We start from the raw sequence: 19,743 nt of genomic DNA, 5'->3' as shown, positions 1-19,743 counted from the left end.
AACTGAGCATGCGGGTGGCAGTCCAATCATGAACAGCACATCGGTAAACGAGTCTGACCGTCTGAGATTCGTGCTCGCTGGACTGCGCAGCGCCGGCGTGTCGATGATGTATCAGGATACCGATCTGGTCATACGTTTTTCGGCCAATCTGCCGGAAACATGGTCGCTTGGCGGCGACCTCGATGGGCGTACGGACGAAACCGTCTTTTCACCGCAGCACGTGGAGAAGGTTCTTAGCGCCAAACGCGGCGTAATCGCCAACGCACAGCCAACCAAAATCGAGATTCTGCGTGATGTCGACCATGAGCGGCACTGGTACATGCTCAACATCGAGCCGGACATGGATCCGCAGGACAACGTGATCGGCGTCTTCACGACGATTACCGACATAGATGATCTCAAGTATCGCGAGACCGTGCTCAAGACGCTTTTGCGCGAACTGAGCCACCGCTCCAAGAATCTCCTCGCTATTATCCAGTCCGTGGCCTCACAGACCGCGCGCCACTCGCAGGGACTGGAAGACTTTCTTCTCGCCTTTCGAAACCGCGTCCAGTCAATGGCCCAGTCGCAGGATCTGGTAACCGCCTCGGACTGGCGCGGAGCCGAACTTTTTGCGTTGACCCAGTCGCAGCTGCAGCCGTTGATGGGAGACCTGCCCTCGGGCTTCACAATGGTCGGCGAAGACGCCTACCTGTTTCCGAACGCGGCTTTGCATCTGGGTCTGGCCCTGCATGAATTGACGATCGATTCTCTGGCGAGAGGCGCCCTTGGGCCGGCAGGCGGAACTGTGGAGCTGTCGGCCAAAGAGCAATCGAACCCGGATGGTTCGCCCGAATTGCTGTTGACGTGGACCGAAACTTACGCTGTTCGCCAGGCAGAAAAAGAAGGAACGAACAAGACACGCAACGGCTTTTCCGGCACCGTGCTTGGACGTATCGTTCCACAGGCACTTTCGGCTTCTGTTCACCACGAAACGAACGCCGACAGCATGGTCTACCAGTTGATCATTCCTGGCAGCCAGTACGAACTTGAAGGCTGACGGAACGAGGTGCAGTGCGGGCGCTGATGACCTTTTACGCTCGCGCAGGTGCGCAGTCATCTTTCCCAACTTGTTTACCTGAATTTAACCCCTCTCCTTGGCGAAAGGGAACTTCCCTGATGCGTTGGCGTTGTCGTGCCAAAGGAGACGTGTCATGGAACACATTGCCGCATTTATGATCCTGATCGCTTGCAGCGACGATCTGCAGGCATGCAATGAAATCCCCGCACCAGCCATTGCCTACGAGACCGTGCAGGAATGCGAGGCCGAACTGACAACGGCCATGCGGACCATTTCAGCGTCGCAGGACAATTCCTACGGCAAATGTGTCGAGATCGATCCTGCCCTGTTTTATGAAGACGTGGAAATCGTCTGGGATGTTACCCGAAACGAGGGCTTGGAAGTCACCCTTGAAGTGATCAATCCGCAGGTCGCCATCCAGTCGATGGCCCGCGCCGATCAGGTGGAAACCGGCAACAACCTGAACTGAGGCTTTCGGCCTCACCCATCAACCTTGAAATCGAGACGTTTGCGAAGGAACTCGAGATCGGATTCGATCGGATCGCCGGCGCGTGCAGTATCCAGCAACGCCCTGCCGTGCTCGGCGATCAGCTTCTTCGCATCCGGTCCGGCAATCGCGTGAAGCGAGTTCAACACGACACCGAGGTGATCGAGCATCAGAATATTACCCCTGGATGCCTGCCGCAACGGATGCAACGTCATGTTGAAGAGATCCTCAAGGGAAAGCCCGGGCACTTTCAAACGTGACGTGCCGTCCTCATCCGCACGCACATCGCCGCGCAATCCCTCCGACACAGGCTTGGCCAGCGCCGCAGCGACGCGATCGACACAGGTGACCGCCGTGAAACTGTCATTGACCCCCGGTGACAATGCCCGCAGCGCTATCTCGAGCAGGATGCGGACCGAAAACCTTATGTCGTCTATCGCGCCCCGGTAAGGCTGCAGGGTAATCGCCGAGGTGAGCGCCTTGGATGCTTCCTCATTGTCCTGGTGGAACCCGGCGACCGCAAGACACTGCCCGGCAAGAACGAAATCGCCCGGCGCTACGCGTACGGCTATCGCCGTGTCGTGTTTACATGCAAGTTTGATCAGCGCAGTTTCGTCGAGCATGGTCACATAGCCGGATTGCCTTGCTTGAACGACACTCTCCAACCCTTCCTCATCGAGATCCTGGTTTCCATTGTCGGTCTCGGCGAGAAGGGAATTGACCTGCCTTTCGAGTTGCTCGGATATCTTCGCCACTTCGGCATCAATGGTGACGCTGCGCGAGACCGAGTGAACGAAATGAATGACCTGGAGGACCGACAAGGCGGCCAGCAGGAATGCTATCGCTATTGACAATTCCGGCCGCAGGTCGGGCCCCGAGGCACGCAGAACGGTCAAGGCGTACAGGAAGGTTCCACCCAGCAGACCAGCGGTGATCTGGTTGACCCGGTCGCGCGAAAACCGCTGCAGCAGGCGGGGGGCGATGTTCCCGGCGGCAAGGGTAAAAACAACCAGCATTATCGAATAGACCATACCGAGCGTCGTGATCGCCGCGGATGCAATCGTGGTCAGCAACGCCCTCGCGGTTTCAGCGGAGATCGCCAGCCAGAACGGCAGCGGATCGCCGATGACGGTGAACTGGGTATCGACCCAAATCATCGGGAATGCCAGCAACCAGAGCCCCACCGCAATGGCGCCCGGAACGCCGAGCAGGCCGTTAAGCGTCACGAATGACCGGAAATTCATTGAGCAGATCCCTGGGAACGAACCGAAAGGTGAACCGGCGCGACCAGCCAACCGGAGATAACGTCTTACAACTTAGAGGTATGGGGGAAATAGGCAATCCGCCGCGCTTCGCTCATGCACGCCACGCCATGCCATGAAGACAAGTTTCTGCAGCAAACGTCAGACGTGGCGGACTAGGAGATGGCAGGCGAAAGACCCATTCCGGCCGATGGCTTCCCGGCGAAATCCGACCTCAAAGTGCAGGAAGCAGACGGAACCTGGGGGCGGTTCGTGCGTTGGTTCGGCTCAACAAGGAAAGGGTTCCATATGGCAGATCTTCACAAAACACGACATGAACCGATCAAGCAATTGTTCGAGATCCTTGACGACACCCACGCGGTGATGGCCGGCCTGGAAAAGCCCGGGCACGGGATGCAGCCGATGGCGCCGCAGGTTGACGAGGACCGGCGCGGCATCTGGTTCTACGCCAAGCGGGATTCGGAAATGGGTTCGGCCATCGCCAGCCAGCAACCGACACGCGGGCGAATCTGCGCGATCAGCCCTGACCACGATTACCATGCGTGCATTTCGGGCACGATGAGCGAGGAAACCGACCGGTCGATGATCGATGCGTTCTGGTCCCCCGCCGTCGCCGCCTGGTTTGAAGACGGCAAGGAAGACACCAATCTGATCATGCTGCGGTTTGACGCATCGGAAGCAGATGTCTGGGCATCCTCGGGCAGTGGCATCCGATTTGCCTGGGAGATCGCCAAGGCGAATGTCACCGACGAGGAACCCGATGTCGGCGAGAAAACGCATCTGGTCTTCCCTCCGGTGGCGCCCGCCAGCCAGGCGGCACAATGAGTTTTCGACGGACAATAGGAGGGAACCAAACACTGCCCTCCGCGTTGTCAGCACAGGCCGGCAAGAACCTTCCAGCAAACGGCCGAAAGATTTGATCAAAAAGGAGAATTCGAATGAACTGGGATATCGTTGAAGGCAAATGGAACGAATACAAGGGCAAGGCTCAGGCACAGTGGGGCAAGCTCACCAATGACGACCTCGACGTCGTCGAAGGCCGCCGGGATGAACTGGCCGGCAAGATCCAGGCCCGCTACGGCAAGACCCGCGACGAGGCGGAACGTGAAATCGACGACTGGCTCGGCAGCAAGTAATCTATTATCCTGCCAAGGCCCGGCAACGTGATTGCCGGGCCTTTTTCTTTCTGAAAGCGCGTCGATGCCAGCTGACAACCAGAGTGCCATTCCCGAAAATGCCAGCCCGCTCGTGCGCCGGCTGGGGCGGTCTGTTCTCCTGACTTCGGAAGAAGTCGATTATCTCGAAACCATGCAGGTCAACCAGGCCTCGATTGGCAAGGGCGACGAGTTCATCCATGATGGCGAACCGCTCCGCGTGACGTTTCTGGTCCGGCGTGGCTGGGTGATCCGTTACCGCATTACGCCTGCAGGCCGCCGGATCATTATCGGCGTCTCCCTGCCCGGAGATTTCATCGGGCTGCATGTGAACTTCACCCACTCGGCAATTTTTTCTGCCGCCGGACTGACCGACACGTCCCTCGCTTTGATCGAACCGGTCCGCATCCTCGAAATCCACAGGCGGTTTCCGGTGCTTGCATCCGGACTCGACTGGATGTCGGTGCGCCACTCCAACATTCTTTCAGAGCACAAGGTTTCGCTCGGCGCTCGAACGGCTGCCCAGCGTATCCTGCATTTCCTGCTTGAACTCTGGGTCCGGCTCGAACAGGTCGGGCTGGCGAATGGCAAGGGCTTTGAACTTGAACTCACACAAGAGCAGATCGGCGATTGCATGGGGCTGTCCACGGTCCACGTTAATCGGTCGCTCAGCCGGCTTAGCAAGGAAAACCTGATCAGGATGGACAAGGGTACGGTGATGTTCCCGCAGGTGTCGAGATCTGTCAGTTTCGCCGATTTCGACGACCGTTTCCTGATGGAGTTCGAGACCAAGGACGAAGGGCTGGCAGTCAGCAAACACATCCGCAACGCCTGAGCAGCAACTTAACCTGTGTAATGGACCCCGATCTGGTAAACAGCTACGGCTGAGCGCAACGCGTTTGACCGGCTGAGCTTTGTGCGGCTTTTGGTATCATTCCTTGCCCGACGCTGCGTCTGCACAGCCGTTCAACTTGCAGGATTCGCACAAAACGCTTAGCGGGTTTCACGAAGATTTTTTCGAAAGAGTGCAATTTGTTTTACAGGCTACAGCCAGTACTGGTTTTCGTCGTTGTCGCGTTTGTCGGCATGCTGACGGCGGTCGCCTCTTGGTACACTATCGATCAGACAAACCGGTTGGCTTTCATCAACGTAGCCGAGGACGCCGTCCAACGGGTTGGGGATCGCATCGAGAACCACATGCTTCTCATCAAGTCGGTGGAGGCGCATTTCCAGGCCGTAGGCGAAGTTCCCTCGGTCGGTGAGTTTCAGGTGTTCGTCAGCCACCTGCAGAAAACCGAGCAGTTCAGCGGTGTCCAGGGGCTGGGCTTTGCCCGCTATGTGGAAACCGGGCCGGCATCCGATCAGGCGATTTCGGCGGAACTTGCCCGCAACTACGGGCTAGATCGCACATCCTGGCCGGAAACGGCCGAGGGGTACCGGACACCCATCGTCATGCTCGAACCCTCGAACGAAGCCAATATGCGGGCTCTGGGCTTTGACATGTATTCCGAACCGACACGCCGTGCGGCCATTCTGGCGGCGCTTGCCGAAGCGCGGCTGCGCGCCTCGGGTACTGTCGAACTGGTCCAGGAGGATTCGCAGAACCCACAAGCCGGGTTTCTGATGTACACACCTTTCTTTGCCGCGAACTCGGGACGACTGCTCGGCCTGATCTACGCGCCGTTCCGCATTCCCAACCTGTTTGAATCCGCGCTCAGGCGGCCACCGGTGCTCCCGGTTCACATCACCGCCTGGGACGGGGAACCGGCAGCTGCGAACCTGATCTACACCACGGAGAGCCAGGCCAGCACGCGGATGGATGCCTCACCCGCTACAGTGATGTCGGTGGAGGTTGCCGGACGGCTCTGGACCATCGAGATCCGGCCTTCGCAGGACTACCACCCACCGGTGGACCAGACCCGGACAATCATGCTGGCAATTGCCGGCTTCCTGCTGGCGGCCGCACTTGCCGCCTCCTCCCGTGCCCAGCAACGCACGATCGAGGTCGGCGAGGCCTTGCGGCAGCACTCCGAGCGGGCCCTGACAGACAGGGAGTTCCTGCTTCAGGAAATGAAGCATCGGATCAAGAACATGATTGCCAGAGTGCTGGCAATGTCGCGCCAGACCGCACGATCCGCTGATTCACTGAGCGACTTCACCGAATCCTTCAGCGCCCGCCTCCAGGCAATGGCCGCCTCGCAGGACCTTCTCGCCCGCACCTCGTGGCAAAGCGCCGACCTGCAGACATTGCTGGTTCAGGAACTCAGGCAATTGTTCGGTCCGGATTTCAACGAAGGCCAGCTTCAAGGCCCCGACATCAAGCTCAACGAAGTTGCCGCGCAGGCCTTCGGCCTTGCCTTCCACGAACTCGCCACCAACGCGCTCAAATATGGCTCAGCGCGATCAGACGAAGGCGAGCTGAACATCTGGTGGCGCATAGAGCGTGAGCCCGGCAGGGCGGAACACCTCGTCTTCTCCTGGCGGGAACGCAGCAAGACGGCGCTTGACGAGCAGGACCTGAGCGCCATCACGAGAAAAGGCGGGTTCGGAACCAAACTGCTCGATGCCACGATGCGCGTCGAGCTGGGCGGAAGCATCACCACTTCCCCGGACGAATTCGGTATCGATGTGACGATCAAGGTTCCCTACGATCGGGTCAAGGTCGCGCAGCAGGCCTGAAGCCCTGCCAGTCCAGGCGGGCATCCCAGCCGCACACACCACCCTGCCCTTTAGCCACATAGGCTGCCTGCCAGGCACCATCCTTGCCAGCGAACACTCCCAGGTGCTCGCGGAACCAGATCCCTGACAGGGAACCAATGTCATCAGCCGGCATTGTTCGTGTTTAAAGGGATATCTGCATGAAGCGTCTTTACCGCATGGAACCCCCGGTTGTGCGCATTGCTGCCAAGTCAGGCATGGACGCCGGACTGCAGTCGACTGCCCGGATCGCGCTGATCATAACCGGCATCGTGGCGGCACTCGCCGCGCTTGATTTCGGACAGGCATTCCTGGCCCCCGTCTGCCTGGCGGTGGTGACCGGGCTGATGGCTTCGCCGGTCGCCTCGGCGCTGGAGCGGCTGATCCCGGCTTCACTCGCAGCTGCAATCGTCGTTGTCCTGTTTGTGGCCCTTATCGGCTCCGCGGTGGCGCTGTTTTCCATGCCGCTGTCAATATGGACCGAAAGACTGCCCGAAATCTGGCACGAGATGCAGCGGCACCTGCTCAATTGGCGCACCGTGTTCGACACGCTTGGCGGGGTCCAGGAACAGATCCGCACCATTGCCGGCGGCAAGGCCGAGATGACCGTCGATATCGCCGACACTTCGACGGTTCAGGAGATCGCGACCCTGGCTCCGGCACTGGTGGCGCAGATCATACTGTTCCTCGCCAGTCTCTACTTCTTTCTCGCGACCCGGCATTCGATCAGGGCAAGCGTGCTGTCGCTGTGCTTCAGCCGCCACTCGCGGTTGAGGACAGCCCGGATGTTCCGGGATGCGGAATGGTTCGTCTCACGCTACCTGCTCTCGATCACCGTGATCAATGCGTGCCTCGGGGCTGCCACGACACTGGTCATGTGGATGCTTGACGTGCCGCAACCCTATCTGTGGGGCATGCTGGCGTTCTGCCTCAATTACATCGTCTATATCGGGCCGGCGGCAATGGCCTTGATCCTGCTCGGGGTCGGACTGGCGACGTGGGATTCGCCGCCGGCGATCTTCCTGCCGATGGCAGCCTATCTGACGCTCAACATGATCGAGGCGCAATTCGTGACCCCTCAGGTGATCGGGCGATCGGTCACTCTCAACCCGTTTTTCGTCTTCCTGTCGCTGTCTTTCTGGATCTGGATCTGGGGTCCGGCGGGAGGCTTGCTTGCGGTGCCTTTCCTTCTCATCGGCAATGCCGTGATCAGAAACTCCCTGCCTGTGCGGGGCGCGCCAAGCGCCCGGATCGCTCACAAATCAGACAAAAAAAGTTGATGCCGGCGGGAACATTGGACATGGGCCGGCGTTGTTGAGCTGTAAACGCCGCCGAGCCGACCCAGCGCTCTCACACACGGTTCAGCCCGGCGGGCACCTTTCGATGCAAAGAGGAATTTATCATGTTCAAGATGCTTTTGGCCAGTACCGCACTCGCAACAATGGTTACCACGTCTGCGATGGCGGCCAGCGAAACCACCACCAACACCGCAACCACCACTTCCGGCTCCGAGACCGTTGTCATGACGGACAAGGACGCTGCGATGCACATGAACAACAATCTCGCCAGCAACCTGATCGGCTCGTCCGTCTATGGCTCATCCTCCCAGGATGCAGAAATGATCGGCGACATCAACGACATCGTCATCTCGCCTGAAGGCCAGGTGGCCTCTGTAATCGTCGGCGTCGGCGGTTTCCTGGGCATTGGCGAAAAGGACGTTGCGGTCGAGTACAAGACCATCGAATGGGTCGAGCGCGATGGCGAGCGTTGGCTGGTTGCCAACATGACGCGCGAGCAGCTTGAAGCGGCTCCCGCGTTTGATCGCAACACGCTTTACTCTGACGACCGCTCGGCCGACGCGATGACCAATGGCATGGCCGCTGAAGACCGGACCGCCGAGAACGTCGAAAACGGCGAAAGCGCAGTTGAGACGGCCGAGAACCGGACCGAGCAGACGATGGGCTTCGACCGCTCGGCCATGACCCCGGTCTCAACCGACCAGCTGAGCGCCGACAACCTGATCGGCCGCACGGTCTACAGCGCCCAGGACGAGAACATCGGTGAAGTCGGCGACGTGCTGCTGACAAGCGACAACAAGGTCGAAGGCTTCATCCTCGATGTCGGCGGCTTCCTCGGCATGGGCGAGAAGCAGGTCGCGATCTCGCCTGAGAACCTGGACATTCGCGCCGATGCCGATGGCGAGCTGACCATCTTCACGCCGTTTACCGAAGAGCAGCTGGAAGCTCAGAAAGAGTATTCTGAGGAGAACTGGGAAGCTGAACGCGACAGTGTGATCCTGGTTGTTCCGGCCGGCTAACACGCCAGCCTGACCCCTCCGCTGAGACCGCCGGGACATCGTTCCGGCGGTCTTTTTTTGTCTTTGCCGGGAACCTTCACTGACGCGGCGCGTTGGTCGGGTGAAATCAAACAAGGAGACATCAAGATGGCTGCGACCAGCAAATCCACACGTTCCAATGGCAACTCCAACCCCGCTGTTGAAGACATCGCGGCGCATGCCGCACGCATACGAGAGGATCTGGCAGCCCTCGGCGAAGCGCTCGCAGGAGCCGGCGCGGTCCAATCAGGTGTCGCCCGGGACGCGGCCGAGACCAAGATCGACGAGCTGCTCAAGAATGGCGAGAAGGTCGTTGCCGATCTCTCCAACCACTATTCGCGGGCCGAGCAGCAGGTCAGCACCAAGGTGCGGGACAATCCGCTGCAGGCGCTCGGCGTTGCCGTTGCTGCCGGTTTCTTCGCAGCACTGCTGATGCGTCGCTAAGACCATGTCACCGGCCTTCCCCCTGACATCTCTTGCCTCGGCCTATGCCGGGGCAAAAGCCCGCCAGATACGTCGTGACGCCATCCTCTACGGCTTCATCGGTCTGATGGCGCTGGTGGTGTGCCTGGCGTTGTTCGGCGCGTTCGCGGTGTTCGTGGCCCAGAGCCATGACATCTTGACCGGGCTGCTTGCCTCCGCCGGGCTGGCGGTGGTGCTCGCACTTTTTGCGCTCGGCATTCGATCGCTGCTGCGCCGCCGGTCCCGCAGACGAATGGCGACGACCATGGCAACCAGCGCGACAGCCCTGTCGCTGACAACCGCTTCAGGGCTCATCAGCCGCAACAAGACAGCAGCGATCCTGACCGGAATCGTGCTCGGCGCTGTCGCAGGTTCGATGGTGCGCTCCGAACGGAGTTGACCCACGAGACCGACACGACGGGTCGCCAACACACAAGTACCAGGAGCAGAAAATGAATGAACCGACAGATCCAATCAATGTTCGTCAGGCCCGCCAAGGCAAGCCGGTTCTCGTCATCCTGGCGGTAAGCCTGTTCCTCGCGGTTATCGCCGGGTGGGTTCTCTGGGGCGCCGTTGCAGAAGACGTTGATCAGCCGATGGAAGCATCTTCGATCAGCCAGCAACTGAGCCTCGGCTATCCCGCTTTTGCCTGATCATCTCAATCAAGATTGTTTTTTGGAAAGGAAATCATCATGGCCAAATCAGCTATCGCCAGCCTTCAGCCCGAAGCCTCCAACGACCGGATCAACACCGGCCTCAAGGCAGACTACCGCAGGTCGATGTCCAAGGATCTCTCCGAGATATTGGCCGCAACCTATCGTCTGACGATCAAGAGCCACATCTATCACTGGAACGTGGTCGGTCCGATCTTCAAACCGATCCATGAACTGACCGAAGAGCACTACAACGAACTCTTTGGTGCGACCGACATCATCGCCGAACGGATCCGTGCGCTGGGTCACCTGGCCCCGGTCAGCCTCGGCATGGCATCGGATTTCGCGCCGACCAAATCGGATGTCGATCAGGCTTCGGCGCATGACATGGTCGCCGACCTCATCAAGGATCACGAGCAGGCTGTCCGGGACATGCGCAAGGCGGCCACCACCGCCGGCGACAACAACGATTCCGTCACCGAGGACATGCTGACGGCTCGACTGACCTTCCACGAGAAAGCGTTGTGGATGTTCCGCGCCGTGATCGCCGACTGATCTCCGACAGACGTCGCGATTACCAGATTCAAGGGGACAGACGGCCAAACCGGCCTCTGTCCCTTTTGCTGTGGACGTTTTCAATGACTTATAGACACAAAAAAACCCGCCGGAGCGGGTGTTTTATGGTGCGGTCGAGAAGACTCGAACTTCCACGGGTTGCCCCACAGCGACCTCAACGCTGCGCGTCTACCAATTCCGCCACGACCGCACGTGGTAGAGCCGAAACCTGTCCGGCGCGCTGCATGTAGCAAATGGACCTGCCCTGCACAAGCGCATTCGTCACAAAAATCACACGAAGCCGACAGGCGCGAGAAAACGGCGTTTGCATCGCAAAAATGGCTCAGTACCAGCGTCCCGAAACGCTTCCAAATGAAGTTTTCCGGCAGCTTCGGTATAACCGGCAAAGCCTTGTCTTCGAAAGACCCAGCCGCGCAAACACCAAACTGTCGATTCCCGGGGAGCGCGCAGCGTGGGGCCCGCAGGCGGACAAGCCGGGGAACACGCTTTGCGGCAGGAAGCAGCGTTAAAACCCTGTTTTGCCCCTGCCGGCACGTTCGAACCATGGCCAACCTGCAAGAGAGAAAGGAGCGCATCATCTGCCTGTTTCCTTTGGGCGCGAACGGTTCTAGAGAAGGGCATGAACTCGCGCGACACACTTGAGACCCGGTTTTTTGCCCAGGGCGCCCATCCGTCGGTCAGATGGCGGATTTCGGAAGGGCTGACACCTTATGCCGATGCCGTGGCCTTCATGGAAACAGAAGCCGGGCGGATTGCCAGCGGTGAAGCCGATGAGCTCGTCTGGCTGGTCGAGCATCCGCCGCTCTACACGGCCGGAACCAGCGCCAAGGCCGACGATCTCGTTGCGCCAGACCGGTTCGAGGTGCACCAGACCGGACGCGGTGGCGAATACACCTATCACGGACCTGGCCAACGGGTTGCCTATGTGATGCTCGATCTGAAGCGGCGGCGGCCCGATGTACGCGCCTTCGTCTCGGCGCTCGAAACGGTCATCATCGCCACGCTCGACAGCATGAACGTCAAAGGCGAACGCCGCGAGGACAGGGTTGGTGTCTGGGTACGCCGGCCCGACAAGCCACGGCTTGCCGACGGATCGATGGCGGAAGACAAGATCGCCGCGATCGGAATCCGCTTGCGCAAGTGGGTGAGTTTCCACGGGTTGGCACTCAACGTCGACCCGGACCTTGAACATTTCTCAGGCATCGTTCCCTGCGGGGTCCGGGCGCACGGTGTCACCAGCCTTGTCGATCTCGGGCTGCCGATTCCCATGCACGAAGCCGACATCCGGCTGCGTGATGCGTTTGAAACAGTGTTCGGACCGACCCGGGATGATCGCCCTCCTCTCGAGAGTTCTCAACCGGTAGATCCGTGAGCTGGGGCGCGTGGCCCGATTGACAATATCATCGCCTGGGCAGATGATTCCGGCAGGCTTCGAAACGGTCCCTTGAAGCTTTGGGGAGGTTTTCCATGCATCGGTTTGGATTGACCGGCCTGGCGCTTCTGCTTGGCTTGGCAACGTCTGTCGGGGCGCAGGAAATTGGCGGCATGTACCAGGTTGAAGGCACCAATCTGGACGGCAGCCGGTATTCGGGTACGGCGCGGATCGATATCACCAGTTCAACCACCTGCCGGATTCACTGGGATACAGGCACGTCATCAAGCGGCATCTGCATGATCAATCAGAACGCCTTTGCAGCGGCCTACGCCTTCGAAAACGGCACTATCGGGCTTGTCGTCTACGAATTAATGCGTGACGGCACACTGGACGGCGTGTGGACAATCGCCGATACTGCAGGGGCCGGAACGGAAACCCTCACCCCGCTTCAATAGATCCGGCGTTCACTTGACAGTGAAACTTGATCCCGGGGCGCCGCGCATGGATTGCCGGTGACGGATCATCACATCGCCATGCATCTCTTGCGGCCCAAGGTTCACAGAACCAACATGGTCCTTGCATAGGCTTCACTTTCTGGACGGGACAGCCGCCCGCGCACCAGCTCGCGCATTTTGTCTGCCCTGTCCGAAAAACAAAGGGACTTTAATAAATGCATGACATGACAGCGGACACCTACGACGATGGCGATACGCTGGGTGGAAGAATCACGCGTGCACGCGATCTCGCCAGCCTGACTCTCGAGGAGGCGGCCTCGCGCATCGGCGTAACCGACGAAACCCTGTCGGAATGGGAATCGGATCGCTCCGAACCCAGGGCCAACAAGATCATGACGCTGGCCGGCGTTCTGGGTGTCTCTCCGGCATGGCTGATCAGCGGCGCCGGCGAAGCTCCGCAGTCGCCGGGAATATCAGTTGCTGTTGACGAGATGTCCGGCGAAATCAACCGCTTGCGCGAACTCGCAGCTCAAATTTCTACTTGTATCGAAACGCTGGAAAGCCGGCTTGTGACGTTGACACGCGCGGCAAACGACTAGAAGGCTGTAAAACAGGGTTGAGCCGACCCTGCCGCTCTGGCAGGGTCGGCTCAATTGTCAGATCTTATCCGGGAGCACGGGAATGGACGTACGCGCAGCAGTCGCTTTTGAAGCCGGTAAACCGCTGGAAGTCACAACAGTTCAGCTGGAAGGCCCGCGCGCGGGCGAGGTGCTGGTGGAGATCAAGGCCACGGGCGTATGCCACACCGATGAGTTCACCCGCTCCGGGGCCGACCCCGAGGGCATTTTCCCGGCCATTCTCGGCCATGAGGGTGCGGGCGTCGTCGTCGACGTCGGACCGGGGGTGACGTCACTGAAGAAAGGCGACCATGTCATTCCGCTCTACACGCCGGAATGCCGTGAGTGCGAGTACTGCCTCAACCCGAAAACCAATCTGTGCCAGTCGATTCGCACCACCCAGGGCGCCGGGCTGATGCCGGATGGCACATCGCGGTTCTCGCTCGATGGCAAGCCGCTGTTTCACTACATGGGCTGCTCGACATTCGCGAACTTCACCGTTCTGCCCGAGATTGCGCTGGCCAAGATCAATCCGGATGCCCCCTTCGACAAGGTCTGCTACATTGGCTGCGGCGTGACCACCGGCATCGGCGCGGTGATCAACACCGCCAAGGCCGAAACCGGATGCCGGGCGGTCGTCTTCGGTCTGGGCGGTATCGGGCTGAACGTGATCCAGGGCCTGCGGCTGATCGGGGCGGAGATGATCGTCGGCGTCGACCTTAACAATTCCAAGAAGGAATGGGGCGAGCGCTTCGGCATGACCCATTTCGTCAACCCGAGCGAAGTCGAAGGCGACCTGGTGCCGTACCTGGTGGACCTTACCAAGGGCGGTGCCGATTACACGTTCGACGCGACCGGCAACACCAAGGTGATGCGCCAGGCCCTCGAATGCGCGCACAAGGGCTGGGGCGAATCAATCATCATCGGCGTTGCCGGCGCCGGCCAGGAAATCTCGACGCGTCCATTCCAGCTGGTCACCGGCCGGTCCTGGCGCGGAACGGCCTTCGGCGGCGCCCGCGGCCGCACCGACGTGCCGAAGATCGTCGACTGGTACATGCAGGGCCGGATCGAGATCGACCCGATGATCACCCACACCATGGGACTTGAGGGTATCAACGAGGCCTTCGATCTGATGCACAGGGGCGAGAGTATCCGCAGCGTCGTGGTCTACTGACCGCAGCCTTGGCGCCTGCCACCCACTTCAACCGGAAGAGATCGCGATGAAAATCATCTCGGAAGCGAAGGCCCATGGCGGACGCCAGGGCGTCTACACGATGGAGTCGGACGCCTGCGGCTGCGACATGACATTTTCGGTGTTCCGGCCGATCTTGGCCAAGGAACAGCTGTGTCCGGTGGTCTGGTTCCTGTCCGGCCTGACCTGCACCCATGCCAACGTGATGGACAAGGGCGAGTACCGCAGGCTGGCGTCGGAACTGGGATTGATCATCGTCTGCCCCGACACCAGCCCGCGTGGCGACCATGTGCCAGACGAGCCCGACAACTGGCAGTTCGGCAAGGGCGCGGGCTTCTATCTCGATGCGACACAATCACCCTGGTCGAAGCATTTCCGCATGGAAACCCATATCCTTGAGGAATTGCCGGAGCTGATTGCCGGCCATTTCGCCGCCGATATGAGCCGCCAGGGCATCATGGGGCATTCGATGGGCGGCCATGGCGCGCTGACATTCGCGCTCAAGCATCCGGACCGGTTCAAGAGCTGCTCGGCGTTTGCACCCATCGTGCAGCCGTCGAGCGCCGACTGGTCACGCCCGGCGCTGGAGAAGTATCTCGGCTCCGACGAAGCGGCATGGCGGCGCTATGACGCCACGCAGCTGATTGAGGACGGCGCCAGATTTCCCGAGTTCCTGGTAGATCAGGGGACGGCCGACGGGTTTCTCGACAACGGCTTGCGCCCGTGGCTGCTGGAAGAGGCCTGCCGCGACACCGGTATCGAGCTGTCCCTGCGGATGCAGGAGGGCTACGACCACTCCTACAACTTCATCTCCACCTTCATGGACGACCACCTCGCGTGGCACGCCGCGCGGCTGGGCTGATCTCTTTTGCCCAGCTCAACGGAAAGGCCCGGAGCATTTTCCCAGCCCTAATCCGTCACGCTACGGATGCGCCCTAACGGCTGTCGGGATCGCTGCAGTCATTCTCCAGCGTGATGATGCAGGGCTCGTCGATGGTACCTGCGTCGTCGGCTGACATCTCGACAGACGGCGCCAGCGGTTTGCTACCGGGATCGAGTGTCACCTTCACGGGTTCCGGAGACGCCAAGGGGCGGTCAGCAGCCGGGACCGGCTTCGGGGCCTGTCCCGCGTCAAGCAGTGGCTTGGAAAAATCCATTGCCGGGACGGGGTCCTCTTCCACGTCCAGCGTGACCGTCGTCGGCGTCACGGTGCCGTTAAGCAGTGGGTCGACCGCTCGCAACGCCTCATCGTCAAAGCGTTCCGGATTGTCGCGCGGCCATGCCACCTCGCGCTTGGCGCCGGCAACCGGATAAGGCGTGTAGCCCGAGAGACCCAAGAGAGCTCTTACTTCACCGGTCAGCCGGGCGATCATGACGGCTTCGGCGCCGGCCCCGTTGAAATCCTGGTAGGAGGAGCGCAGCGTGCGACCCGTGAGCACCCTGCCCGACTCGACATCGGTCAGCGTCAGATCAAGCTCAACGGACTGGGACGTGCCACCAAAGAAGCTCACCGGAGAAGGATCTTGCCGGCGATCCTGAACCACGATCCGCAACGCCGATGTCTGACCGACATCGGCAGTGGCGCGGCCCGCGGTTGCCTCGAGCCTCTGTTGCAAACGGCCGGCAAAGCCCAAGTCTTCAATGCTGTCGGCCATGACACGGACTTCAGTCACATTGTATGGTGTCGCAGGTTCGAGCGGCTTCGGTCTCCCTGCACAGGCCGAAACTGTGGCGGCAATGGCAAACAGAACCATTGCGCGCGCCAGGCACAAGGTAAATCGGTCGGTTTGCAACATGCCAATGCTCCGGAAGACTGTTCCTACCCTCCGAGAAATCGCATTTTATGGTTAGCACATGGTTAAGAACGCAGATATGGATATGACCGCCGTGTACTGAAATCGCAGTTCACCAAGCTGCACAGTGGCAGACCAGGCATATCGTTCAGCGCTGATCACCCTCGCTCATCGCCCCGAAGCGCGTCCCAGGTATGCCGGGCTCCATGCGGATCAGGCGGGAATCGGCAACAGCGGCCTGACGGTGACGCACAGCCTTGCGGTACTCCGGATCGCGCAGCATGGCGACAAATGCGTCCTTGCTCGGATATTCGGCGATAAACGCGATGTCCCAGGCTTCGCTCTGAGGTCCGATCAGCATGAGTTCCGGCTTTCCGATCCAGACCTGGCGTCCGCCAAGACGCTTGAACACAGGCCCGCTCTCGCTGGCATAGCTTGAATAGGCTTCAGCACCGGTGGCAACCGTACCGTCGTCATAGGCGGCTTGCTCACGAAATCTGACGAGATTGAGCATATGCACCGGTCCCGGCCGGTCCATCTCGCGAAAACGCGCGAACGCCTCCCTGGTCGGATCAATGTAGCCGGTTGAAGCGTCGTTTGTCATTTGAACCCTTCCTCTGCTGTGATGCCGCTTGGGGAACATCCAGAACAGTCACTCGTCGCCGGCAATTGGGAACAGAACCCGTTGATGAAAGGCCGCTCCACCAGCAAGCACGTGATTTGCAATCTCCGACAGGCTCAGGCGCGGTGGGCGAGCAGAATCAGGTGAGCCGCCTCGAAATCGAGCTGCCGCTTGGCGCGGCTTTCCGCTGCTTCATGGTCCTCGCCCCATTGTGCGATGTTGTAGTCCTCGTCGACATGGGCCGCGGCCCAGATCTCGGATGGTTCTCCCTGCCCTTCGGCCAGCGCCAGAGCAAGCACCAACGAACCGGTCAATGAAGTGATCGTGTGCAGGGCAGTGAGCTGCAGAGGTGTGGCATAGCGGCGAAGAAGGGTTGCAATGGCGCGTATGGCTTCCGGTGGCTGTTCGACATGAACAATGCCCTCTGAAAGAACCAGGCGCGCACCCATGCTCGACGCCCAGTCGAGATAGGGATCCCAAAGTTCGCTCTCGCGCGCCACCAGACCTTCGGGCGCGTCGGCGCGGTAGCACAGAAGATCCGATCCGCCGTAGCGCAAGATCTCCTCGAATACCTCTTCCTGCGCGGCCGTCACGCCGTCAATAGCGGTATTGACCATGCGGGTAAGCGGCATGGTCGCCGGATTGATCTTGTCGCCCTGGGCCTGCCATTCGGCGGCAATGGCCTCGGCCAGTCCCCGGTGAGGCACCCCGAGCGGTTGGCGGGAGGGCGTGCGCACCGGCTTGCCGTCGAGAGCCACGACAAAGCCGCCCTCTTCACCCTCGACAACCGCAGCTTCCTTGTAGAAGCGATTTGGCAACGGCTTGTTGAGACCGGTCTGGGCTTCCCGGACCGGATCGGTCAGCTTGTCGTCACCAAGATCGAGATCACTGAGAATATCGCGCATGAAAACGTCTCCTGTCGTCAAATGAGCGTGGCAATTTCGTCGGCATGAGAAACCACGTGATGCGCGCCGGCGGCCTTGAGCGCATCCACCGGACCATAGCCCCAGGACACGCCGACCGCCCTGGCTCCAGCGCTAACCGCCATTTGCATGTCATAGACGGCATCGCCGATCACCGTGGTCTGATTCGGATCAATGCCTGCTTCCGTGCAGCATTCCAGAACCATCGCAGGATGCGGTTTGGAGGGGCAATCGTCCGCGGTTCGGGTGGTGAAAAAGGCCTTGGTCAGGCCATGGTGGGCGAGGATGGCGTCCAGCCCGCGGCGTGACTTGCCGGTGACCACGCCGAGGACCACATCGTCACGCGCCGCAAGTGCAGCAATCAGCGGCAGCAGGCCGTCATAGGCAGGTTCCAACACACCGCCGTTCTGGCGATGGAGCATGAAGTGCTCCTTGTAGCGGGCTGTCATCGCCGCAATCTCCGCATCAACCGGACGGACGAGCATCTGTGCGATCGCGATATCGAGCGTCAGCCCGATGATCGACTTGGTGTGCGCCATTTCAGGCTTGGCAACTCCGAAATCCTCGAAGGTGCGTTCCATGCAGGTGTGGATTACTGCGGCGCTGTCGACAATGGTGCCATCGCAATCGAACAGGGCAAGCTTCATTCCTCGTGCTCCCCGCCTGCAGCCTCGTCGAAGCCGAGCAGGTTCCAGCTCTGCACCATGTGCGGCGGCAGCGGTGCCGTGACCGAAAGCCTGCCACCATCAGGGTGCGGAATGGAGATGTGGCGCGCCAACAGGTGCAGCCGGTTCTGCATGCCAGAAGGAAATTCCCAGTTCTTGTCGAACTCGAAATATTTCGGGTCACCAATGATCGGATGCCCCAGGTGCAACGCATGTACGCGCAACTGGTGGGTCCGGCCTGTATAGGGTTCGAACTCCAGCCAGGCGAGATTCTGTGCCGCCTTGTCGATGACGCGGTAGTAAGACACCGCGTGGTCTGCGCCCTGCTCGCCATGTTTGGCAATGCGCATGCGGTCGCCATCCTCGGTGGCTTCCTTGATCAGCCAGGTGGAGATCTTGCCTTCCTTGGTGCGCGGCACGCCCTTGACCAGCGCCCAGTAGGTTTTCTTTGTGGTGCGTTCGCGGAAGGCGGCGGTCAGCGCCTGCGCCGCACCGCGGGTGCGCGCCACCACCAGAACGCCCGCGGTATCGCGGTCCAACCGGTGCACAAGCCTGGGCTTCTCACCCTTCTTGTTGCGCCACGCCTCAAGCATCTCATCGACATTGCGGGTGACGCCGGAGCCGCCCTGGACGGCAAGGCCGGCGGGCTTGTTGAAGACCAGGACCTTGGGGTCCTCGTGCAGAAGCATCTGACTGAGCACATCGCCATCGTCGCGGTTGCGGATGGTCTTGGCTGTCAGCGGGCCGGTCGATTTCTCATCGACACCAAGCGGCGGCACCCTGACCGTCTGACCGGGCTGAACGCGCGCATCGGTCTTGACCCGGCCGCCATCGACACGGATCTGGCCGGAGCGGAGCAGCTTCTGAAGCTGGCCGAATCCCAGACCCGGAAAATGGATCTTGAACCAGCGATCGAGCCGCATGCCCGCTTCATCGGGATCAACCTGTATGAGCTGTACGCCCGCCATATCGATTATCTCTTTGATCTGGGCATCAGAACTGGCGCGCCAGCCATAGCCCGCCAAACAATGCCAGAATGGAAACTGTGACGCTGGCAATCACATAGGCAGCCGCCGCCGTCAACGCGCCACGCTCGTAAAGCGTCACGGCATCGAGAGAAAAGGCGGAAAATGTGGTGAAACCGCCAAGAAAACCGGTCGCCAGCAGCAACCGGAGTTCACTGTCGCCGGATGAACGGCGGGCAAGCCAGGCAATCAGAAGCCCCATCGCCAGCGAGCCGGCGATGTTGACCGCCATCGTGCCCCAGGGAAAACCGGGCCCGGCAGCGCGCATGACCGCCATTCCCGAAAGATGGCGTGCCACGGCACCAAAACCGCCACCGACAAAAACAAGCAAGAGAACGTTCATGCCCGCTGCTTAGCGGAAAACCGGCGATCAAGAAAGCCGTTCGGCGC

Annotated in this window: 24 protein-coding genes and 1 tRNA gene; 17 read left to right on the top strand and 8 right to left on the bottom strand. The window is 60.3% G+C overall.

Features of this window, described 5'->3' with window-relative positions:
• Window positions 1-28: 28 nt before the first annotated feature.
• Both GTW23_RS19270 and GTW23_RS19265 read left to right on the top strand, forming a co-directional pair.
• Window positions 29-1,039 carry a sensor histidine kinase gene (locus GTW23_RS19270; protein WP_252916933.1) on the top strand — a complete coding sequence of 337 codons (1,011 nt, stop codon included), beginning with the start codon at window positions 29-31 and terminating at the stop codon, window positions 1,037-1,039.
• Window positions 1,040-1,193: 154 nt separating this feature from the next.
• Window positions 1,194-1,529 carry a hypothetical protein gene (locus tag GTW23_RS19265; RefSeq protein WP_252916931.1) on the top strand — a complete coding sequence of 112 codons (336 nt, stop codon included), beginning with the start codon at window positions 1,194-1,196 and terminating at the stop codon, window positions 1,527-1,529.
• Window positions 1,530-1,540: 11 nt separating this feature from the next.
• Here the strand turns inward: GTW23_RS19265 and GTW23_RS19260 are convergent, their stop codons facing one another.
• The gene (locus GTW23_RS19260) at window positions 1,541-2,791 is read right to left on the bottom strand and encodes a DUF2254 domain-containing protein (RefSeq protein ID WP_252916930.1); all 1,251 of its coding nucleotides are present in this window, start codon (window positions 2,789-2,791) and stop codon (window positions 1,541-1,543) included.
• Between the two features lie 306 nt (window positions 2,792-3,097).
• Here GTW23_RS19260 and GTW23_RS19255 point away from each other — a divergent pair, with 306 nt between their 5' ends.
• The 10 genes from GTW23_RS19255 (at window position 3,098) to GTW23_RS19210 (ending at window position 10,665) form a co-directional block, all read left to right on the top strand.
• Entirely contained in the window at window positions 3,098-3,634 is a 537-nt protein-coding gene (locus GTW23_RS19255; protein WP_252916929.1) for a pyridoxamine 5'-phosphate oxidase family protein, read from the top strand.
• Window positions 3,635-3,747: 113 nt separating this feature from the next.
• Window positions 3,748-3,945 carry a CsbD family protein gene (locus GTW23_RS19250; RefSeq protein WP_152008941.1) on the top strand — a complete coding sequence of 66 codons (198 nt, stop codon included), beginning with the start codon at window positions 3,748-3,750 and terminating at the stop codon, window positions 3,943-3,945.
• 64 nt (window positions 3,946-4,009) lie between these two features.
• A complete protein-coding gene (locus tag GTW23_RS19245; RefSeq protein WP_252916928.1) occupies window positions 4,010-4,798 on the top strand; it encodes a Crp/Fnr family transcriptional regulator in 789 nt (262 codons plus the stop codon).
• A 197-nt stretch (window positions 4,799-4,995) separates the two neighbouring features.
• Window positions 4,996-6,642, top strand: a complete 1,647-nt coding sequence (locus GTW23_RS19240; protein ID WP_252916927.1) for a CHASE domain-containing protein — start codon at window positions 4,996-4,998, stop codon at window positions 6,640-6,642.
• Between the two features lie 179 nt (window positions 6,643-6,821).
• Window positions 6,822-7,940 (top strand): AI-2E family transporter, encoded by a 1,119-nt coding sequence (locus tag GTW23_RS19235; RefSeq protein WP_152008944.1) that lies wholly within the window; start codon window positions 6,822-6,824, stop codon window positions 7,938-7,940.
• 122 nt (window positions 7,941-8,062) lie between these two features.
• Window positions 8,063-8,977, top strand: a complete 915-nt coding sequence (locus GTW23_RS19230) for a PRC-barrel domain-containing protein (protein ID WP_252916926.1) — start codon at window positions 8,063-8,065, stop codon at window positions 8,975-8,977.
• Window positions 8,978-9,103: 126 nt separating this feature from the next.
• Entirely contained in the window at window positions 9,104-9,439 is a 336-nt protein-coding gene (locus GTW23_RS19225; protein WP_152008946.1) for a glycine zipper domain-containing protein, read from the top strand.
• Window positions 9,440-9,443: 4 nt separating this feature from the next.
• Window positions 9,444-9,857 carry a DUF1275 family protein gene (locus tag GTW23_RS19220; protein WP_252916925.1) on the top strand — a complete coding sequence of 138 codons (414 nt, stop codon included), beginning with the start codon at window positions 9,444-9,446 and terminating at the stop codon, window positions 9,855-9,857.
• A gap of 52 nt (window positions 9,858-9,909) precedes the next feature.
• A complete protein-coding gene (locus GTW23_RS19215) occupies window positions 9,910-10,110 on the top strand; it encodes a hypothetical protein (protein ID WP_152008948.1) in 201 nt (66 codons plus the stop codon).
• A gap of 39 nt (window positions 10,111-10,149) precedes the next feature.
• Window positions 10,150-10,665, top strand: coding sequence for a Dps family protein (locus GTW23_RS19210; RefSeq protein WP_252916924.1), 516 nt, complete (start codon window positions 10,150-10,152; stop codon window positions 10,663-10,665).
• Between the two features lie 126 nt (window positions 10,666-10,791).
• On the opposite strand, the gene GTW23_RS19205 is transcribed toward GTW23_RS19210, so the two are convergent.
• Window positions 10,792-10,876, bottom strand: a tRNA-Leu gene (locus tag GTW23_RS19205).
• 429 nt (window positions 10,877-11,305) lie between these two features.
• On the opposite strand from GTW23_RS19205, the gene lipB reads away from it, so the two are divergent.
• The 5 genes from lipB (at window position 11,306) to fghA (ending at window position 15,187) form a co-directional block, all read left to right on the top strand.
• Window positions 11,306-12,058 carry a lipoyl(octanoyl) transferase LipB gene (gene lipB, locus GTW23_RS19200; protein WP_252916923.1) on the top strand — a complete coding sequence of 251 codons (753 nt, stop codon included), beginning with the start codon at window positions 11,306-11,308 and terminating at the stop codon, window positions 12,056-12,058.
• A gap of 95 nt (window positions 12,059-12,153) precedes the next feature.
• On the top strand, window positions 12,154-12,516 hold the full coding sequence (locus GTW23_RS19195; protein ID WP_152009016.1) for a hypothetical protein: 363 nt from the start codon (window positions 12,154-12,156) through the stop codon (window positions 12,514-12,516).
• Window positions 12,517-12,731: 215 nt separating this feature from the next.
• Window positions 12,732-13,115 (top strand): helix-turn-helix domain-containing protein, encoded by a 384-nt coding sequence (locus GTW23_RS19190; RefSeq protein ID WP_252916922.1) that lies wholly within the window; start codon window positions 12,732-12,734, stop codon window positions 13,113-13,115.
• Window positions 13,116-13,197: 82 nt separating this feature from the next.
• A complete protein-coding gene (locus tag GTW23_RS19185) occupies window positions 13,198-14,307 on the top strand; it encodes an S-(hydroxymethyl)glutathione dehydrogenase/class III alcohol dehydrogenase (RefSeq protein ID WP_252916921.1) in 1,110 nt (369 codons plus the stop codon).
• Window positions 14,308-14,353: 46 nt separating this feature from the next.
• Window positions 14,354-15,187, top strand: a complete 834-nt coding sequence (fghA, locus tag GTW23_RS19180) for an S-formylglutathione hydrolase (RefSeq protein ID WP_252916920.1) — start codon at window positions 14,354-14,356, stop codon at window positions 15,185-15,187.
• Window positions 15,188-15,260: 73 nt separating this feature from the next.
• On the opposite strand, the gene GTW23_RS19175 is transcribed toward fghA, so the two are convergent.
• From GTW23_RS19175 to crcB, 6 genes are all read right to left on the bottom strand, one after another.
• Complete coding sequence (locus tag GTW23_RS19175) at window positions 15,261-16,121, bottom strand: hypothetical protein (RefSeq protein WP_252916919.1); 861 nt, start codon at window positions 16,119-16,121, stop codon at window positions 15,261-15,263.
• Between the two features lie 145 nt (window positions 16,122-16,266).
• Complete coding sequence (locus GTW23_RS19170) at window positions 16,267-16,722, bottom strand: DUF1330 domain-containing protein (protein ID WP_252916918.1); 456 nt, start codon at window positions 16,720-16,722, stop codon at window positions 16,267-16,269.
• A 134-nt stretch (window positions 16,723-16,856) separates the two neighbouring features.
• Window positions 16,857-17,645 (bottom strand): ATP12 family chaperone protein, encoded by a 789-nt coding sequence (locus tag GTW23_RS19165; protein ID WP_252916917.1) that lies wholly within the window; start codon window positions 17,643-17,645, stop codon window positions 16,857-16,859.
• Between the two features lie 17 nt (window positions 17,646-17,662).
• Entirely contained in the window at window positions 17,663-18,310 is a 648-nt protein-coding gene (locus tag GTW23_RS19160; RefSeq protein ID WP_252916916.1) for an HAD-IA family hydrolase, read from the bottom strand.
• Complete coding sequence (locus GTW23_RS19155) at window positions 18,307-19,296, bottom strand: RluA family pseudouridine synthase (RefSeq protein ID WP_152009024.1); 990 nt, start codon at window positions 19,294-19,296, stop codon at window positions 18,307-18,309. Before GTW23_RS19155 ends, GTW23_RS19160 begins: the two co-directional genes overlap by 4 nt.
• A 25-nt stretch (window positions 19,297-19,321) precedes the next feature.
• Entirely contained in the window at window positions 19,322-19,696 is a 375-nt protein-coding gene (crcB, locus tag GTW23_RS19150) for a fluoride efflux transporter CrcB (RefSeq protein WP_152009025.1), read from the bottom strand.
• Window positions 19,697-19,743: the final 47 nt, after the last annotated feature.

The organism is Parahoeflea alexandrii (genome assembly GCF_024105735.1).
GTDB lineage: Bacteria > Pseudomonadota > Alphaproteobacteria > Rhizobiales > Rhizobiaceae > Hoeflea > Hoeflea alexandrii.
This window is presented reverse-complemented; position numbering and strand designations above follow the sequence as displayed.